The sequence below is a fragment of the Streptomyces pratensis genome (assembly GCF_016804005.1).
Taxonomy (GTDB): Bacteria; Actinomycetota; Actinomycetes; order Streptomycetales; family Streptomycetaceae; genus Streptomyces; species Streptomyces pratensis_A.
Map to the genome: position 1 here is coordinate 4876151 of NZ_CP051486.1, position 17555 is coordinate 4893705.

The window sequence follows — 17555 nt, forward strand, 5'->3', positions numbered from 1 at the left end:
CAGGTCACTCGGACGCGTCGCCGGTGGAGGACTGCCGGCCGAACCAGTCGAGGCAGACCACCAGGGCGTCGTCGTCCAGCGGTGTGGCACCTCGGTAGTCCCTCAGATCACGGAGCACCGCCAGCGGCACCTGCTCCGACGGCAGGAGGCGGTGCGCGGACAGCGACCGAGCGAGGGCGCGCTGCCCGTAGCACTCCCCCGCCGCCGAGGCGCTGTCGTAGACACCGTCGCTGCCGATGAGCAGCCGGTCGCCGGGTTCGACGCGCAGTCGCTCCACGACGTACTCCGTCTCCTCGAACATGCCGAGCGGGAGCTGCGCGTCGAAGTCGAACGCTTCGACGCTGCGCCCCCTCAGCCGCCACATGCGGGGGGACCCCGCGTCCACAGCCTCCACCTGCCCCGTGGCCAGATCGAAGCGCAGCAGCAGGACCGACGCGTGCAGCGCGCCACGGTGCTGGGCGTAGACGGCCTGATCGGCCAGGCTGGCCTGGCCGGCGAGGTCGAGGCCGGCGCGCCGGGCGTTGCGCAACGCGCTGACCACGAGGTTGGTCAGCAGCGCAGCCTCCATCCCCTTGCCCATGCCGTTGGTGACGGTGAGGGTGAGGTGATGGGCGGACACCGACCAGTCGAAGTTGTCTCCGAAGATCGCGTACGCGGGCTCCAGATGGGCGCCCAAGGAGAATTCGGGGCGGGACACGGAGCGCCCGGGCAGCAATTGCCACTGCATCTCCGCGGCCAGGGTCAGCCGGGTGGCGCGGCGCGCGAGCAGGTACAGGTCGGTGTCCCGTTCGGCGACGAGGATCTCATGACCGAGCGCTTCACAGATCTGCTGCATCCCCGCCAGGTCCGCCTGGGAGCAGCTGCTCTCCGGCGCCATGACGCTGAGGACACCGAGCCGGTCCCCGCGGACGGTCACCGGCAGGTGCGCGACCGCCCAGCCCGACGTGGCCCGGTGCTCCACATACGGTTCCTGGGACCCGAAGGCCCGGCCCTGCGGGCTGTTGTGTACGTGCACCGGCTCGGCGAGCGGCGCCTCGGACACCACTTGGAGCGTGCTCATGCCGTAGTCGGCGAGCCGCAACTCCACGCTCCGTACGTCGTACTGCTCCCGCAGAGCCGCCGTTACGACGTCGAGGAGCAGATGGGGTGCGGCCTTGCGCAGCTCCCGCTCGACGGCAGCGAATCTGTCCACGTGATCCTGTTCCTCGTCATGCCGCGCCGGAAACCGGACCGTCCGTGGGCCCCGGCCGTCGGCCACCAGCGTACGGAGCCTGTACCCGATCCCGCGGCGATCCCGAAAGGACGCGCCGGTCGCAGGTGCTGCTCATCCTACGATGCCCGGAGACAACTGTTTCCGCACAGCAAGAAAATTCGCGTCCCCGCGCATGGGACCCCCGAGGCGGGGCAGGGGCTCGCCAGGAAGCGCTCAGCACGAGGGAGGGTGGAAACAAGTGATGACTGAACAGAGCCCCGGGACCGTACGGACTGACGGCGCGTCGGCTTCCGGGACCACGCCGGAGCGCATCGGCGAGCTGCCCTGGATCGAAGACGCGGGCAAGGTGACTCCGAAGGACGCCCGCGCACTGTCGACGCTGTTCTTCGAGCAGTTGACGGTCCTGGAGGAGGGGACGCACGAGTACCAGTACGCGCGCAACACCCTCATCGAGATGAACATCTCCCTGGTCCGGTTCGCCGCGCGCCGCTTCCGGAACCGGGGCAGCGGTGACATGGAGGACATCACCCAGGTCGGGACCATCGGCCTCATCAAGGCCATCGACCGGTTCGAGCTCTCCCGCGAGGTCGAGTTCGCCACGTTCGCCGTCCCGTACATTCTCGGCGAGATCAAGCGCTTCTTCCGTGACACGACCTGGGCCGTCCACGTCCCCCGCCGGCTGCAGGAACTCCGCGTGGATCTCGCCAAGGCGAAGGACGAGCTCGCCACCCGCCTCGACCGCGACCCGACGGTGAAGGAACTGGCCGAGCACCTGGACCTCACCGAGGACGAGGTGACCGAGGGCATCATCGCCTCGAACGGCTACACCGCCGGATCCCTGGATCTGCCGACCGACGCCGGCGAGACGACGGGCTCGGCGTCGCGCACCTTCGCCGACGTCCTGGGCGAGCCGGATTCCGCCATGGAGACGGTGGAGAACCTGCATGCCCTTGCCCCGCTCCTGGGGGAGCTCGACGAGCGCGAGCGCCGCATCATCGAGATGCGCTTCGGCCAGGAGATGACGCAGTCACAGATAGGCGCCGAACTCGACGTCTCCCAGATGCACGTCTCGCGCCTGCTCACGCGCACCCTCGGTAAGCTCCGCGCCGGCATGCTGGCCTGACCGGATCCGGAGACCTCGGCCCGGCCGGAACGGACGCCCGTCCTGGTGCGAGCGCCGCCTGTTCCCAAGGTTCAGGCATGAACAGGAACACTTCACCGAGCAGCATGACCCTCGTGCAGCTGCGGGCCTTCGTCGAGGCCGAGAGGCTCGGGTCGTTCACCGCCGCCGCGCAAGCCATGGACATCGCACAGGCTTCGCCCTCCGAACTGGTGCGCCGCATCGAGTCGGACCTCGACGCGGAGCTGTTCCTCCGCGGCAGCCGCACCCTGACCCTGACCTCGGCCGGGCACGAGTTGCTCCCGTACGCCCAGGAGGCGGTGGACAGCGGAGCCCGGGCGGTGCGCTCACTCGGTTCGCTGGGCGGCGGGGCCGGCGGTGGAGGCCGACATCTACTGAGCTCCACCCCGCGTCCAGGGCCGCGCCGGGGCCTGGAAGGCCGATGGGGCCCGGGCCGGCAGTGCCCGCACCTCCCCCACCCGTACGAAGAGTGCGCCCAGGTGCATACGACGTCCGGGGAGTGCCGCCCCGCTCCAGGCGACCGACCGTCTGGAGCGGGGCGGATACGGCCGACGTCACCGCACCGGACCGCCGTTCCACCGCGGGGAGCATGAGCACGGTCAGACCTCGTCCAGGTCACGCTCCGAGGTCTCGGGGAGCGCGAGAATGCATACCAGGGAGACGAGCGCCATCGCGCTCATGAACCAGCCTCCCACCGACGGGCTGTACGCCTCCGCCAGCGCGGTCACGATCAGCGGGGCGGCCGCACCGCCCAGCACACCGCCGAGGTTGTAGGAGAATCCGGCGCCCGAGTAGCGCATCTTCGTACCGAAGAGCTCCGGCATGTACGCACCGGCCGGCCCGTAGATGATGCCCATGCAGAGCAGGGCCCCGCTCAGGGCGATCGCGATCAGTACATAGTTGCCGGTGTCCAGGAGCGGGAAGAGCACCGCTCCCCACACCACACCGAACGCCGCCCCGGCGATGATCAGTTTGCGGCGCCCCACCCTGTCCGACCAGCGTGCGACGAGGAACGTGGACACACCGAGTACGACGACGGCGACGAGGGTGAGGCCGAGCATGTCGTTCTTGGGAATGCCGAGCGTGTCCGTCGTGTACGTCATGCAGTACGTCGCGGCCGTGTAGAACATCACGTACACCACGGTGATCATGCCGGCGCCGAGCAGCATCTCCTTCGGGTGACGGCGGAAAGCCTCGACGAGTGGTGCCTTCGTCGTCCCGCGTTCCTCCACGACCTTGGCGAAAGCCGGGGTCTCGGCGATCTTCAGACGGATGACGAGTCCGACCGCGACCAGCACGAAGGAGAGCAGGAAGGGTATGCGCCACCCCCAGCTCTCGAAGGAGGCGTCGTCCAGGACCGACGACATCAGCAGGAAGGTCACGGTGGCAGCGAAGTAGCCGGCCGGAGAGCCCATCTGAGGAGCCGCCGCGTACAGGCCCCGCTTCTTCTTCGGAGCGTGTTCGACGGCGAGCAGCGCCGCACCTCCCCATTCGCCTCCCAGTCCGAGTCCCTGGATGACCCGCAGGAGCACCAGCAGCACGGGCGCCCAGACGCCTAGGGTCGCGTAGCCGGGCAGCAGGCCGATCAGGCCGGTGGAGAGGCCCATCATCAGCAGGGATACCACGAGGACCGTCTTCCGGCCTACACGGTCTCCGTAGTGCCCGAAGACCGCTGCCCCGATGGGCCGCGCCGCGAAGCCGATGGCGAACGTCGAGAGGGTGGCAAGTGTGCCGGCGGCCTCGGAGAGTTCCGGGAAGAACGCCTCGTTGAGGACGAGAGCGGCCGCGGTGCCGTAGATGTAGTAGTCGTAGAACTCGATGGCCGTGCCGATGAAGCTGGCGGTGGCGATGCGTCGCATGCCGCCGGGCGACTCGGCGGTGACCGCGTTCGCGGGCGCGGGTGCCACGTGGGCGGGTTCGGTCATGGGTCTGCTCCGGATTCGGAATGAAGGCTCGCCGTCCACGAAAGCGAACGGGGTGTGAACCTAAACCGGCATGTGCTGCCCGCAGGTTGTCCGCACGGACAGCGTTCCGGGCGCTGTCCTGTCCGTGTGGACAACCGCATCCGGCCGCCAGGCGCCCCTGCGGTCAGCCGCCGGGGAACGGACTCGCGCGAGGAGCATCACGGGAGAGCCGCAGTTGCAGCATCGCGGCGATCCGGTGTTCGGGATCCTCCAGGTCGAGCCCGGTCAGCGCCACGGCCTTGCGCACCCGGTAACGCAGGGTGTTGGGATGGACGTTCAGGTCCTTCGCCACCCGGCCGACATCACCGAACGCATCCAGATAGAGCAGCAGGGAGCGGCACATCTCGGTGCCGTGCCGGGCATCGTGCAGGGCCAGTTCATCGAGGCCCGGGTGGCGGATCTCGCTGTGCCGGTCCAGCAGGCCGAGCACGTCGCGGACCATCAGGGAGGCGGTGAGCGCCGTGTGGTCGGCGACCTGCCGCTCCGGGGTACGGGCCAGGATCCGCAGGCCGTGATGGCCTCGCAGCTTCACTGCCGGTATGTCGTCGAGCCGCGGAGCGGTGCCCGCGAGCACTGCCTGGACGGGCGTCCGCAGATGGTGCCGCAGCGCACTCACCAGATCCTCGGCCCAGCGGGTCAGCAGCCCTTCGGCACCGGGTACGGCGGCACGCTCGGGCAGCATGGCGTACACCTGCCCACAGGCTTGCGCGACCATGGCGCTGCGCCGGTAGGAAGCCGCGTGCACGGAGATGATCTCCGCCGCCTCCGCACGCCGCGCGTCCTGCGAGACGGCGTCGCCGCTCTCCGGCTCCCGCAGGTCGAAGGCGACGACGGTCGCGGAGGCGTTCGGTGCGATACCCAGGTGGGCGGCGAGCGCCCCGGAGTTGAAACGCCCCGTCAGCAGTCCGTGCGCCAGGCCGGCCCGGGAAGGTAGGCGTTCCGCCGGGTCGCCCTGGAACCAGTGGTCGACCAGTTGTGAGGCGGCGAGCCGGGCCGCCCCCCGCAGCACCTCTTCCGAGCGTTCGGCCAGCCGGCGGGAACCTTCCTGCACCCAGAGCGTGCCGAGGGGCCGGCCGGCGGCGTTGATACCGATGACCAGCCGTCGCCGCGCCCCCATCTCGGGCCGCTCCTCGACATCGACCACCCCCTCGCCGGCACGGGCCCGGCGGTAGACACCCCACTGCCGGAGAAGCGCGAGGTACGGCTCGGGGCAGTTGCGGCCGAGGATGGAGCGGCGGCGCAGTTCGTCCGCCTCGTCGCCTGAGTCGGAGTAGGCCAGCACGCGGTGCGCGGCGTCCTCGATGCTCACCACTCCATGGGTGAGCGTGGCCACGGTCTGGGCAAGTGAGAACAGGTCACCCCGGTGGCCGGGGGCGCCGGCCTCGGTCCTGCGCTCCAGTACGGTGCGCACCTCGGCCTCGACCTGGTCCCAGCGGACGGTGCCGGCGACACCCATCAGGGCGATGCCCGCCTTCTCGGCCGCCTCCGTCACCGGCCGGGACGGCGTACCGTCCTCACCCGGGGCTGCCCTCAACGCGACGGCCGTGGCGCCCGCGTATGCCGCGGCCCGTACGACGGCGACCGCGTCGGCGCCACGTGCCCCGACTGCGAGGACCAGCGCGCCCGGGAGATCCGCGAGCACCTCTCCCGGTTCGGCGATGATCACCTCACCGACGCGACCTTCGCGGACCCCGGCCCACGTCACCTCGATGTCCATCTCGTCGGCGAGCCGACGCAGTGAGGTGCCGGTCGCACCGGCACCTCCGATTCCTGCTGTGTTCACGCCATCAGACTACGGTCGGCTCACCGGCGCCTCCTCGACGAGGTGCGCCTCCCGCTCCGGGCAGGACCGGCCTGACACCAACTGCTCTCTCGCGGCCCTACTTCACCGGGGTGAAGTCGCGGGCTCCGATGAATTCGGGCCGCCGGATGGGTGCGGCGAAGGGTTCCTGCGCGGTGTTGTCGATGCTGTTGAAGACGATGAAGACGTTGCTGCGGGCGTAGGGGGTGATGTTGTCCCCGGAGCCGTGCATGGCGTTGCAGTCGAACCAGGTCGCCGAGCCGGCCTTGCCGGTGAAGAGCTTGATGCCGTGGCGGTCGGCCATCTTGGTCAGCACTTCGTCGGAGGGGATCCCGGCGTCCTGCATCTGCAGGGACCGCTTGTAGTTGTCCTTCGGCGTCTCGCCCGCGCAGCCGACGAACGACTTGTGGGAGCCGGGCATGATCATCAGCCCGCCGTTGGTGTCGAAGTTCTCGGTCAGCGCGATCGAGACGGACACGGCCCGCATGTTGGGCAGGCCGTCCTCGGCGTGCCAGGTCTCGAAGTCGGAGTGCCAGTAGAAGCCGGAGGCTCCGAAGCCGGGCTTGACGTTGATCCTGGACTGGTGGACGTACACGTCGGAGCCCAGGATCTGGCGGGCCCGGCCCACGACGCGTTCGTCGCGGACCAGGTTCGCGAAGATCTCACTGAGCTTGTGGACCTCGAAGACGGAGCGCACGCTCTGCGACTTGGGCTCGATGATCGAGCGTTCGTCGGCGCGGACCAGCGGGTCGTCCACCAGACGGTCCAGTTCGGCGCGGTAGACGGCCACTTCGTCGGGGGTGACGAGCTGGTCGATGGCGAGGAAGCCGTCGTGCTCGAAGGACTGGAGGTCCTTCGCGGCGATCGGTCCCGGCGTACCCGGCGCGGACCAGATGACCGGGTCCTGGCGGGGAGTGGTCATCTCGGCGGCGCCGCGCGAGGGGTACAGGTCGGCGCGTACATCGGTGGTCATGGTTCAGCCCTCCTCTGTCAGCAGCGGGTATACACCGTTCTCGTCATGGTCCTCCCGTCCGGTGACGGGGGGATTGAACACGCACACGCAGCGGAAGTCGGTCTTGGGCCGCAGCGTGTGCTTCTCGTGCCCGTTCAGCAGGTACATCGTCCCGGGGGAGATCCAGTGCGTCTCGCCGGTCTCGTCGTTGGTGAGCTCGGCCTCGCCCTCGGTGCACAGAACGGCCTCGATGTGGTTGGCGTACCACATCGACGTCTCCGTGCCCGCGTACAGCACGGTCTCGTGGAGCGAGAAGCCCACCTTCTCCTTGGCGAGCACGATGCGCTTGCTCTCCCAGGTACCTGAAGCGGACCTGACGTGCCGGTCGGTGTTCTCGATGTCGATGAGAGATCGGACGATCACGGTGGGATGGTGCCTTTCTTCCGGTACTGGGTCCACGTTCGGTGCTGCGGTGCGGGCGGCCGGCCGTCAGGACTCATGGGCGGACGCTCGCAGGCTGTATCAGGGCTCAACCCGTTTCCTGGACGGCCCTGGCGAGAATCCGCAGGCCTTCTTCGATCTCTTCCGAGGAGACGGTCAGTGGCGGCAGCACCTTGACCACCTCGCTCTCGGGCCCTGATGTCTCCAGCAGCAGGCCCAGCTCGAAGGCTCGCCTGCAGACGGCGCCGGCACGGGACGGATCGGAGAACTGCATACCCCAGACCAGGCCGCGGCCACGGATTCGGGCCTCGGTCTGCGGGTGCTCCTCCCCGATGGCCAGCAGCGTCTGTTCGACCTGCTCGCCGCGGGCCAGGGTCTGCTTCTCCATCTGGCCGTCGGCCCAGTAGGCATCGAGCGTGGCGGCGGCGGTGACGAAGGCCGGGTTGTTGCCCCGGAAGGTGCCGTTGTGCTCGCCGGGCTCCCAGACGTCCAGCTCGCCCTTGAAGAGGCACAGCGACATCGGCAGCCCGTAGCCGCTGATCGACTTCGACAGCGTCACGATGTCCGGGACGATGCCGGCCTCCTCGAAGGAGAAGAACCCGCCGGTCCGGCCGCAGCCCATCTGGATGTCGTCGACGATCAGGAGCATGTCCTGGCGGTGGCACAGGTCCTGGAGCGCACGGAGCCACTCGGCGCGGGCGACGTTGATGCCGCCCTCACCCTGCACCGTCTCCACGATCACGGCGGCGGGCTTGTTCAGCCCGGAACCCTGGTCCTCCAGAAGACGCTCGAACCACAGGAAGTCGGGGACCTGGCCGTCGAAGTAGTTGTCGAACGGCATCGGCGTGCCGTGCACCAGCGGGATGCCCGCGCCGGCACGCTTGAACGCGTTGCCGGTCACGGCCAGCGAACCCAGCGACATGCCATGGAACGCGTTCGTGAACGAGACGACCGACTCACGGCCCTTGACCTTGCGGGCCAGCTTCAGCGCCGACTCGACCGCGTTCGTGCCCGTCGGGCCGGGGAACATCACCTTGTACGGCAGGTCACGCGGACGCAGGATCACGTTCTCGAACGTCTCCAGGAACGCCCGCTTGGCCGTCGTGGCCATGTCCAGGCCGTGGGTGATCCCGTCGCGCTCGATGTAGTCGATCAGCGCGCGTTTCAGCACCGGGTTGTTGTGCCCGTAGTTGAGCGATCCGGCACCGGCGAAGAAGTCCAGGTAGGAGTGTCCGTCCTCGTCCGTGAGCCGGACACCCTGCGCGCGGTCGAACACCGCGGGCCAGCCGCGGCAGTAGCTCCGCACCTCCGACTCAAGGCTCTCGAAGATACTCATGGCGGGCGAGTTGGTCGGCTTCATGACGCGCTCCTAGCATGGCGAGTATCCAGATGCTGGACTTCCGGCGACGGGACAGGTAGCTGGGCCAGCGGCCCGATGCGGTAAAGGTGTTCGGATTCGTGTGCGTCAGGGAAGAGCCGTGCGGGAAACAGCAGCTCGCGTTCCACCGGTGCCCCGTGCCGCTCGGCGAACGAGAGGAACAGCCGGTGTGACGCCTCGTTCTCCGCACCGATCGTCGTCTCCAGGCACTGGAGGACGCCCCGGGACTGCAAGCGGGCGGTGAGGTGATCCAGCATGGCCCCGGCCAGGCCACGACCGCGCCGGCCCTCGTCCACGGCGATTTGCCAGATGACGAGCGTGCCGGGCAGTTCGGGGCGGATGTACCCCGTCGCGAAGGCGATGGCCGTGCCCTGTTCGTCGCGGGCGACCACGGAGGTCGCCGCGAAGTCACGGCACCACAGCAGGTAGCTGTACGAGGAATTCGCGTCGAGCACTCGGGAATCCCGCGCGATACGCCAGGCCGAAGCACCGTCCTCGACCGTGGGCTCCTCCAGGTGCTCCTTCGACCTCACCATGGGTCCACACCTCCGTCTCACCGCAGTGCACAGGGCGGGAGTGTTCCCGCATGAAGCCGTACGAAGCCTGAACCGATCACGGAACCAATAATTACTATCGGATTTCACTCCCACAAATGCACCTTCACCAAAGCGCATCCAGTTCAACAAAGCGCATCCAGGACAATTCCACGCGTCAACTGTTTCCGTTTGTTCCTATTTCCGGGAGCTCCGCCGATTCATGATAGGCCGAAGGCCGCCCCCGGGCCACAGGAGACATTTCGCATGGATGTCGATCCGAAAGGCACAGGTGAGACATCCAGCGACTTCGATGCAGACCACATCGGCCCCCAGAAGTCCGGTGAGTTCGCTCTTCTCGTCATGGCGTTCGCGGAGAACGGCGAACCGCTGAACATCACCCGGCCGACCCCAACACATTTTCTCGCCACGGCGCGGCGTGCCACCAATCGGGTGATTTTCTCCCGGTTCACGCGACCGCACCGACGGCCGGTAAAGCCGCGATACACCCGAACAAAAGAGCGCCAGTTGCTCAGCGACAAAGGACCCGGGCTTTAGCGTATTAGCGATGAGTTGGCCAACGAAAGTACCGACCTGCGGCCTCTCGCTCCCCATGCCTTCCGCTGCTCCACCAGGCGAATTCCCTAACGTGCGTCACCCCGCTACCCGCCGACCGCGAGCCGGAACAGGAACAGGAACAGGAACAGGAACAGCAGCACGGTGCGGGGCAGGCAACCGCACGCCTCTTCGTTCCTTCCGCGCAACTGGAACCCCTGGCCCTGCCCAGAGGGCTGTGGCGGCTCGGGGCAGGCGTGCCGGTCTCACACACGGCACGCACCTCCGAACACGTGGCGGGTCGCCGCGCGTCGCACGGCAGCCGGCTCACCGCTCGCTCAGGGAACAGGCCGAGCAGGCTATGCGTCTGCGGCGTCCGCGCGGGCGGGCCCCGTCGAGCTCAGGACCGGCCTCGGGCGGTACTCCGCGCGGCCGGCGTGAAGACGTGAGGCGGTGCCTCCCTCACGGGCGGCCCTTCCTCCAGTCGTTGGAGCGTGGCGAACGACTGGAGGAAGGGAATCTCTCGCTGCCTCAGTAGAGGTAGGCGAACGACTTCACCTGGGCCGCGGTGAGGGCTCCGTCGAAGAAGCGGACGGTGTCCGCCCCACCGTGGAAGTACTCGCCCCAGCCGCCGTCGGCTGTGTGGCCACGGCCGACCTGGAGCGGGCCGGGGGCGTTCCAGGAGGCGTTGAACTCCGCGGTGGCCACGGCCTCGCCCTTGACGTACAAGGTGATGTGCCCCTCGGAGTCGTCGTACACGACGACCACTTCGTCCGTGTGGGACGTGGGAGCGCCGGCGCCACCGACAACGGTTTCCTCGGCACCGGTTTCACCACCGTGGGTGACGACCAGCTGCCACTCGGACGCGGCCGGGTCATAGCGGACCTTGAAGGCGTCGCTGTCGGCGTCGCCCTGGGACAGGACGGTCATCGGCCGGTCGGGGGTGGTGTCGGCGAACCGGACCCGCAGGCCGACGCTGTAGCTGTCGGCGGTGTCGGCGACGGGGGCACTGGTGGCGGCGTAGTCGTCGGTGCCGTCCAGGGCGAGGTGGTCGTTGCCGTCGAGGGCGTCCAGCGGGAACTCGACGCACTCCGGGTCTTCGAGGCAGGCCGCGATGTCAGGGGTGTAGAAGCCCACGCCCCCGTGCAGAGTGAGCGGCTTGTTCCCCTCACGGTCGGGTGCCACACCGTCATCGGTCCGCTCGATGTCCCAGGCTGCCACCAGATCGGCGGGACGGGGGCCCAGCGCCTCGATCTCCTTGCGGGGCACGACCCGGTCCCAGACGCGGACGTCACCGATCTCGCCCTTCCAGCGCGTGCCGGAGTCACCGCGGGCGCGGCCGATCTGGAAGGCGCCGGGAGCGGCAACCGGGGCCACGCCGGCCTCGGAGGCGACTTCCTTGCCGTTGACGTAGAGGCGGAGGGTGCTGTCCTCGGTGTCGTACAGGCCGGCCAGGTGGGCCCAGCCGCCGGCAGTGGCACTGCCGCCGGTGAGGGTGGTGGTGCCGTAGCGGAAGGCCCAGCGGGCCGGGCCCTCCTCGGACGGACGCAGACCGAGCGTGAAGGCGGAGGTGTCGTCGACGCCGTCCTGGCTCGCGGCCGCCATCGGGGTGCCGGTGGCGGCGGGGCGGACCCAGGCGGAGAGGGCGAAGGTCTTGGTGGTGTCCGCCGCGGGAGCATCGGGCGTGAGGTAGCTGTTGCCCCGGCCGTCGAGGGTGACGGTGGAAGTCAGGTCGGAGCGGGAGGGAGCGGGGGCGCCGAAGAGCACGCCGTCCTCGGCGCGGGCCGGCTGCCCGGCCTCGGCGGCGGCGGTGTCGGATCCGGCGGGATCGGCGAGGGTCCAGTGGGCGACGGGGGCGCGACCGGCGGCGACCCGCATGTAGTAGGTCGTCTGGGAGCTGGACCGCCCGGCACGGTCGACGGCGCGGACCTGTATGTAGTAGGGCCCGTTGTCCTCCGGCATCCAACGGATGGTGGCCGGTCCGCCCGGCTCGTCCGGCCGTACCCGGGTGGGCGCGATACCGATGCCGGAATAGACGTACTCGACGACGTCCTCGGACGGGGAGTCGAAGGTGAAGCTGCCGTAGACACCGACGCCGTCGTGCCAGCCGCTGTTGTCGTCCGGGTACTGCTCGGAGACGACTGTCGCGGGCTCGGGGCCGATCGCGTCGATGATGAACCGACAGGTGACACCGGGGGCTTCATCGCTCCAGGCGGAGGTCGCGCCTTCGTCGTCGACGGCCCGGGCGTGCCAGGAGACGACGGTGTCGGCCGGGAGGTCCGACGGCATCCGCCACAGCTGGGTGGTGGGCGACTGCACGGTGCCGGAGGCGTGGGAGCGGCGCTGCTGGAGACCGTCGGCGTCGGTCCACCAGGCTTCGAACTCGGCACCGGCCCGGTTGGTCTCCCACTCCTCGTTGTCCTCCGTCGTGTCCTCGACGGTGGCCCGGAGTTCGGGTGCACGGGGAACGTACACGGGCTGGTCGGAGCAGGCCTTGGTCAGGTCGGCGGTGAGGGCTCCTGTGCTCGGCTTGAGCGGAGGAAGGTTCTCCCCGGCCGCCGCTGCGGTGCCCGGGGTGGCGGCGAGAAGCACCGCTACAAGTCCCGTGACCGCGGCGCCGGTTCCGGCGCGCCGTCGAGAATGCGTGATCATGCGGTTGGGGCCCCCTGTTTCGTTGTCCGGTCTTCCGTCCGTGAGCGGTTCGCCGCCATCAGCTCGCACACGGCCACGCGGAGACCAGCAGATTTGATGCCCACCATCAAGCTCGGGCTGCACGACTATAGAGCGCTCTTCGAACGCATTCAAAAGAATTCTCGAAGTCGGGGCGGAACCGTGATCCGGCCGGTCCGCGCACCATCCGATGCGGCAACCCTCCGCGGATGGCGGGACTTTCCACAGGGGCGGGAGCCCAGGAGCCGGGCCCACTCGCGCACCGTCACGGGCGGAGTCCGCAGGCACTCCGTTGCGGCAGACGGTGGGGCGTGCCTAGTGCATGGTGAGTGCGCGGCACATGGCAGGTAGCAGGTAGCAGGTGCGTAGGCAGGTGCGTAGTCCGCGGCGCGCGCATGGCACGTGGCGCACCACTGCGCGGGAAGCGAGCAGATGGCTCTCGAAATCACGTGCAGCCACGCACCACTGCCCCTCCGATGGTCTACTCGTGCGCAGGTTCGACCGATCTGCACATGCCGCTCCGTCAGGCATTCCTGGCGCAGCAGCAACTCCGTTTGCGGACAGGACCCCAGAAGCCTGCCGACGTCGAGCTGCATCGGGGGCATGCGCACCACCCCCACGCACCGAACACTGCCGCGGTGCCGATTCCCGTCCGACTCGACACACGACGGTGTCGGCCAGGGCAACATCCCGGACTCCCCTGGACGGACAGGTGTTGTCGCGATTCCGACGTCGTGCCGCGAAGCCGGACACCCCGCACGAGGCGCCGGTGCGAGCGGGCGGGCATCTCATCCGGCCCGACAGGCCCGCGACGGCCTTGGTGTACAGCGCTTCCGCCGCACCTGGACCCGCCGGGCCCACCGGTGGAGCCGGTTCGGCCGCCCGCCGGAACTCGCCGCCGGTCGAGGCTGGATCAAGCCGGTAGCCGGACAAACATCGCGCGGACGCGATCATCGTATCGAGTTAATGTCGGCGACTTCCCTTGGTCCCGGGGGCGAAGCGGCCATTAGTGTTCCTCTGCATCTGGACGGTTTCCCGTTCACATACCCCTTTTCCCTCCTGTTGCCCGGTGACGTCCCTGTACACGCGTCACCCCTGATCAAGGAGAGCGTGCCCGATGACCGTCGACTCGAGCCCCGAAGCGCGACCGGAGATGCCCCCGCAGTCCAGCCTGGGTACGGCCGCCGCCCGTAACCTCGCCCATACGGCCAAGTCCGCCCCGCAGATGCAGGAGATCACCTCTCGCTGGCTGCTGCGCATGCTCCCCTGGGTGGAGACTCAGGGTGGGGCCTACCGTGTGAACCGCCGCCTGACCTACACGGTCGGCGACGGGACCGTCGAGTTCGTCCAGGACGGCGCCGACGTCCGGGTGATCCCCCGTGAGCTCGGTGAACTTGCCCTCCTGCGCGGCTTCGAGGACGTGGAGGTGCTGACCGCCCTGGCCGACCGGTGCGTCCAGCGCGACTTCCGCGTCGGTGAGACGCTGGTCGAGCGCGGGGCACCCGCGGACCAGCTCCACCTGATCGCCCACGGCCGCCTCAGCCAGACCACGGCCGGCAGTTACGGCGACGAGGTCGACCTGGACGTTCTCGCAGATGGCGACCGGTTCGGAGAGCACGCCCTGCTGGACGAGGACGCCCGGTGGGAGCACACCGCAGTCGCGGAGACCTCCGGGACGCTGCTCACCCTGTCACGCGCTGACTTCGCGGCCGTGCTGACCACGGCGCCGAGCCTCCGGAACCACATCGAAGAGTTCTCATCGCTCGCCGGCCGGCGGCAGAACCATCGCGGCGAGGCGGAGATCGCGATGTCGGCCGGCCACGTCGGCGAGTACGAGTTGCCCGGCGCGTTCGTCGACTACGAACTGAAACCGCGCGAGTACGAACTCTCGGTCGCCCAGACCATTCTGCGGGTCCACACCAGGGTCGCCGACCTCTACAACGGGCCGATGAACCAGACCGAGGAGCAGCTCAGGCTCACCATCGAGGCACTGCGCGAGCGCCAGGAGCACGAGCTGGTCAACAACCGGGAGTTCGGCCTGCTCCACAACGCCGACTTCAAGCAGCGCATCCAGACGCACTCCGGACCACCGACCCCGGACGACATGGACGCACTGCTCGCCCGGCGCCGCGGCACCAAGTTCTTCCTCGCGCACCCCTTGACCATCGCGGCGATCGGGCGCGGGTTCAACTCGCGTGGGATCTATCCGGACCACGTCGACCTCGGCGGCCAGCAGGTTCCGGCCTGGCGTGGAGTCCCGATCCTCCCCTGCAACAAGATCCCGGTGACCAAGGAGAGGACCAGCTCGATCCTCGCCATGCGTACCGGCGAGGAGAACCAGGGCGTCATCGGTCTGCACCAGACCGGACTGCCGGACGAGTACGAGCCCGGTCTGTCGGTCCGCTTCATGGGCCTCGACGAGAAGGCGATCACGTCCTACCTCGTCAGCACCTACTACTCCGCCGCCATTCTCGTGCCGGACGCGGTCGGCGTGCTGGAGAACGTTCAGATCGCCCGCTGGCCCCAGTAGCGGGACCGGCCCGAAAGGCTCGTCGCGACACCCCGCAGCTCTCCGGGGCGGTCGCGCACGCCCCGGAGGGCTTCCGGACAGCCGCCCACCCAACCAAGGAGCCATGGATGCCCGCGCCTGAGCTGCCACCTCCACAGTCGAGCCTGCCAGAGGCCGCTTACCGCTTCGGGGAGCACGTACGCGCGTCGGCGGCGGCCCGGGCCGTCACCGGCGGTCCGCCCTCGGCGTTCCCCTTGCCGGCCCCGCCCGTGATCTCCGCACCTGCCCGGCTTCCCTCCGACACCCCGGCAGCCGAGGTGCGGACACCGGGCCCCGGCCTGGAACGGATCCTGCGTGGCCCCAGCGGCCTGGGCACGGCGGGCCTGCGACTGGTGCTGCGGGAGGAGCCGCCGACGCCTTCGTGCCTCCCGGCGGGCGCGGCGGAAGGGACACCGGTCCCAGGCCTCTACCACCACCCGGTGCCCGAGCCCGACCCCATTCGGGTCGAGGAGGTCAGCCGACGGATCAAGTCCTGGGCGATGGACGAGGTCGCCCTCTATCCAGATGACTGGGAGGAGGAGTTCGACGGCTTCTCGGTGGGCCGCTACATGGTCGGCTGTCATCCGGACGCGCCCACCGTCGACCACCTGATGCTCGCCACACGCCTGATGGTGGCCGAGAACGCCGTCGACGACTGCTACTGCGAGGACCACGGGGGCTCGCCCATCGGCCTCGGCGAACGTCTTCTGCTGGCGCACACAGCCCTCGACCCCCTGCACACGACGGAGGAGTACCAGCCGCAGTGGGCGAAGTCGCTCCACGCGGACGCCCCTCGTCGCGCCTACCGCTCCGCCATGGAGTACTTCGTCCGAGCCGCCGGCCCCTCCCAGGCGGACCGGCTCAGGCACGACATGGCCCGGCTGCACATGGGATACCTCGCCGAAGCGGCCTGGGCACAGCTGGACCACGTCCCGGAGGTGTGGGAGTACCTGGCGATGCGCCAGTTCAACAACTTCCGCCCCTGCCCGACCATCACGGACACCGTCGGCGGCTACGAACTGCCGGCGGACCTGCACGCCCAGGCCGCCATGCAGAAGGTCATCGCGCTCGCGGGCAACGCGACGACCATCGTGAACGACCTGTACTCGTACACCAAGGAACTCGACGCTCCCGGCCGGCACCTGAACCTGCCGGTCGTGATCGCCGAACGTGAGGGCCTCTCCGACCGGGACGCCTACCTGAAGTCGGTCGAGGTCCACAACGACCTCATGCACGACTTCGAGACCGAGGCCACGGCCCTGGCCGCCGCCTGCCCCGTCCCGGACGTGCAGCGCTTCCTGCGTGGCGTGGCCGCGTGGGTCGACGGCAACCACCACTGGCACCAGTCCAACACCTACCGATACAGCCTGCCCGATTTCTGGTAAGAGAATGGAATCATCTGTGACCGACACCGAACTCACCGCCGCTCCCGCCCCCGCCTCCCTGCGCATCCCCCGCCCGGCGTCGCCCTACCAGGGGGACATCGCCCGCTACTGGGACGGGGAGGCCCGGCCCGTGAACCTGCGTCTCGGCGATGTGGACGGCCTCTACCACCACCACTACGGCATCGGTGAGGTGGACCACGCCGCCCTCGGCGACAGCGAGGACAGCGCGGGCGAGAAGAAGCTGATCGCCGAGCTCCACCGACTGGAGTCGGCGCAGGCCGATTTCCTCCTCGGGCACCTCGGCGACATCGGGCGTGACGACACCCTCGTGGACGCCGGCTGTGGCCGCGGCGGCTCGATGGTGATGGCGCACCAACGCTTCGGATGCAAGGTCGAAGGTGTCACTCTGTCGGCCAAGCAGGCCGACTTCGCCAACGGTCGTGCCCGCGAGCTCCGCTACCAGGACCACATCCGCGCCCGCGTCTGCAACATGCTCGCCACACCTTTCGAGACCGGGTCGGCCGCGGGCTCGTGGAACAACGAGTCGAGCATGTACGTCGACCTGGACGACCTGTTCGCCGAACACTCCCGCATCCTCCGGGTCGGCGGCCGCTACGTCACCATCACCGGCTGCTGGAACCCGCGGTACGGCCAGCCCTCGAAGTGGGTCTCGCAGATCAACGCTCACTTCGAGTGCAACATCCACTCGCGCCGGGAGTACCTGCGCGCCATGGCCGACAACCGCCTCGTGCCACAGGCCGTCGTGGACCTCACCCCCGACACTCTGCCCTACTGGGAGCTGCGGGCCACGTCCTCGCTGGTCACAGGCATCGAGGACGCGTTCATCAACTCGTACAGGGACGGGTCCTTCCAGTACCTCCTCATCGCGGCGGACCGCGTCTGAGCCCTTGCTGACCCGGGAGGGCCCGCCCCGTCGGGGCGGGCCCTCCCGGTGCCATGCCGGGCTCGACGAA

Annotated in this window: 14 protein-coding genes; 6 read left to right on the forward strand and 8 right to left on the reverse strand. The window is 69.0% G+C overall.

Translation table 11 applies throughout. The features are described from left to right. Window positions 1-4: 4 nt before the first annotated feature. The gene (locus HED23_RS19710; protein WP_203184723.1) at window positions 5-1192 is read right to left on the reverse strand and encodes a PP2C family protein-serine/threonine phosphatase; all 1188 of its coding nucleotides are present in this window, start codon (window positions 1190-1192) and stop codon (window positions 5-7) included. 262 nt (window positions 1193-1454) lie between these two features. Here HED23_RS19710 and HED23_RS19715 point away from each other — a divergent pair, with 262 nt between their 5' ends. After that, on the forward strand, window positions 1455-2336 hold the full coding sequence (locus HED23_RS19715) for a SigB/SigF/SigG family RNA polymerase sigma factor (protein WP_203184724.1): 882 nt from the start codon (window positions 1455-1457) through the stop codon (window positions 2334-2336). A gap of 77 nt (window positions 2337-2413) precedes the next feature. Further along, complete coding sequence (locus tag HED23_RS19720; RefSeq protein WP_203184725.1) at window positions 2414-2947, forward strand: LysR family transcriptional regulator; 534 nt, start codon at window positions 2414-2416, stop codon at window positions 2945-2947. Window positions 2948-2953: 6 nt separating this feature from the next. Here HED23_RS19720 and HED23_RS19725 read toward each other — a convergent pair whose 3' ends face one another. The 6 genes from HED23_RS19725 to ectA form a co-directional block, all read right to left on the reverse strand. After that, a complete protein-coding gene (locus tag HED23_RS19725; RefSeq protein ID WP_203184726.1) occupies window positions 2954-4279 on the reverse strand; it encodes an MFS transporter in 1326 nt (441 codons plus the stop codon). Window positions 4280-4442: 163 nt separating this feature from the next. Then, a complete protein-coding gene (locus HED23_RS19730; protein ID WP_203184727.1) occupies window positions 4443-6101 on the reverse strand; it encodes a PucR family transcriptional regulator in 1659 nt (552 codons plus the stop codon). A 97-nt stretch (window positions 6102-6198) separates the two neighbouring features. After that, window positions 6199-7092, reverse strand: coding sequence for an ectoine hydroxylase (thpD, locus tag HED23_RS19735; protein ID WP_203184728.1), 894 nt, complete (start codon window positions 7090-7092; stop codon window positions 6199-6201). Window positions 7093-7095: 3 nt separating this feature from the next. Continuing rightward, complete coding sequence (locus HED23_RS19740) at window positions 7096-7494, reverse strand: ectoine synthase (RefSeq protein WP_203184729.1); 399 nt, start codon at window positions 7492-7494, stop codon at window positions 7096-7098. 106 nt (window positions 7495-7600) lie between these two features. Then, the gene (gene ectB / locus HED23_RS19745; protein ID WP_203184730.1) at window positions 7601-8872 is read right to left on the reverse strand and encodes a diaminobutyrate--2-oxoglutarate transaminase; all 1272 of its coding nucleotides are present in this window, start codon (window positions 8870-8872) and stop codon (window positions 7601-7603) included. Then, entirely contained in the window at window positions 8869-9426 is a 558-nt protein-coding gene (gene ectA / locus HED23_RS19750) for a diaminobutyrate acetyltransferase (protein ID WP_203184731.1), read from the reverse strand. The genes ectB and ectA overlap by 4 nt, the downstream gene beginning before the upstream one ends. A 264-nt stretch (window positions 9427-9690) precedes the next feature. Between ectA and HED23_RS19755 the strand changes: the two genes are divergently transcribed. After that, the gene (locus tag HED23_RS19755) at window positions 9691-9981 is read left to right on the forward strand and encodes a hypothetical protein (RefSeq protein ID WP_203184732.1); all 291 of its coding nucleotides are present in this window, start codon (window positions 9691-9693) and stop codon (window positions 9979-9981) included. 528 nt (window positions 9982-10509) lie between these two features. Here HED23_RS19755 and HED23_RS35725 read toward each other — a convergent pair. Beyond that, window positions 10510-12630 (reverse strand): LamG domain-containing protein, encoded by a 2121-nt coding sequence (locus HED23_RS35725; protein ID WP_203184733.1) that lies wholly within the window; start codon window positions 12628-12630, stop codon window positions 10510-10512. Between the two features lie 1135 nt (window positions 12631-13765). Here HED23_RS35725 and HED23_RS19765 point away from each other — a divergent pair. The 3 genes from HED23_RS19765 to HED23_RS19775 all read left to right on the forward strand — a co-directional run bounded on the left by HED23_RS19765 (window position 13766) and on the right by HED23_RS19775 (window position 17485). Further along, entirely contained in the window at window positions 13766-15178 is a 1413-nt protein-coding gene (locus HED23_RS19765; RefSeq protein WP_203184734.1) for a family 2B encapsulin nanocompartment shell protein, read from the forward strand. Between the two features lie 107 nt (window positions 15179-15285). Beyond that, window positions 15286-16581, forward strand: coding sequence for a family 2 encapsulin nanocompartment cargo protein terpene cyclase (locus tag HED23_RS19770; protein ID WP_203184735.1), 1296 nt, complete (start codon window positions 15286-15288; stop codon window positions 16579-16581). A 16-nt stretch (window positions 16582-16597) separates the two neighbouring features. Then, window positions 16598-17485, forward strand: a complete 888-nt coding sequence (locus HED23_RS19775; protein ID WP_203184736.1) for a geranyl diphosphate 2-C-methyltransferase — start codon at window positions 16598-16600, stop codon at window positions 17483-17485. Window positions 17486-17555 lie beyond the last annotated feature (70 nt).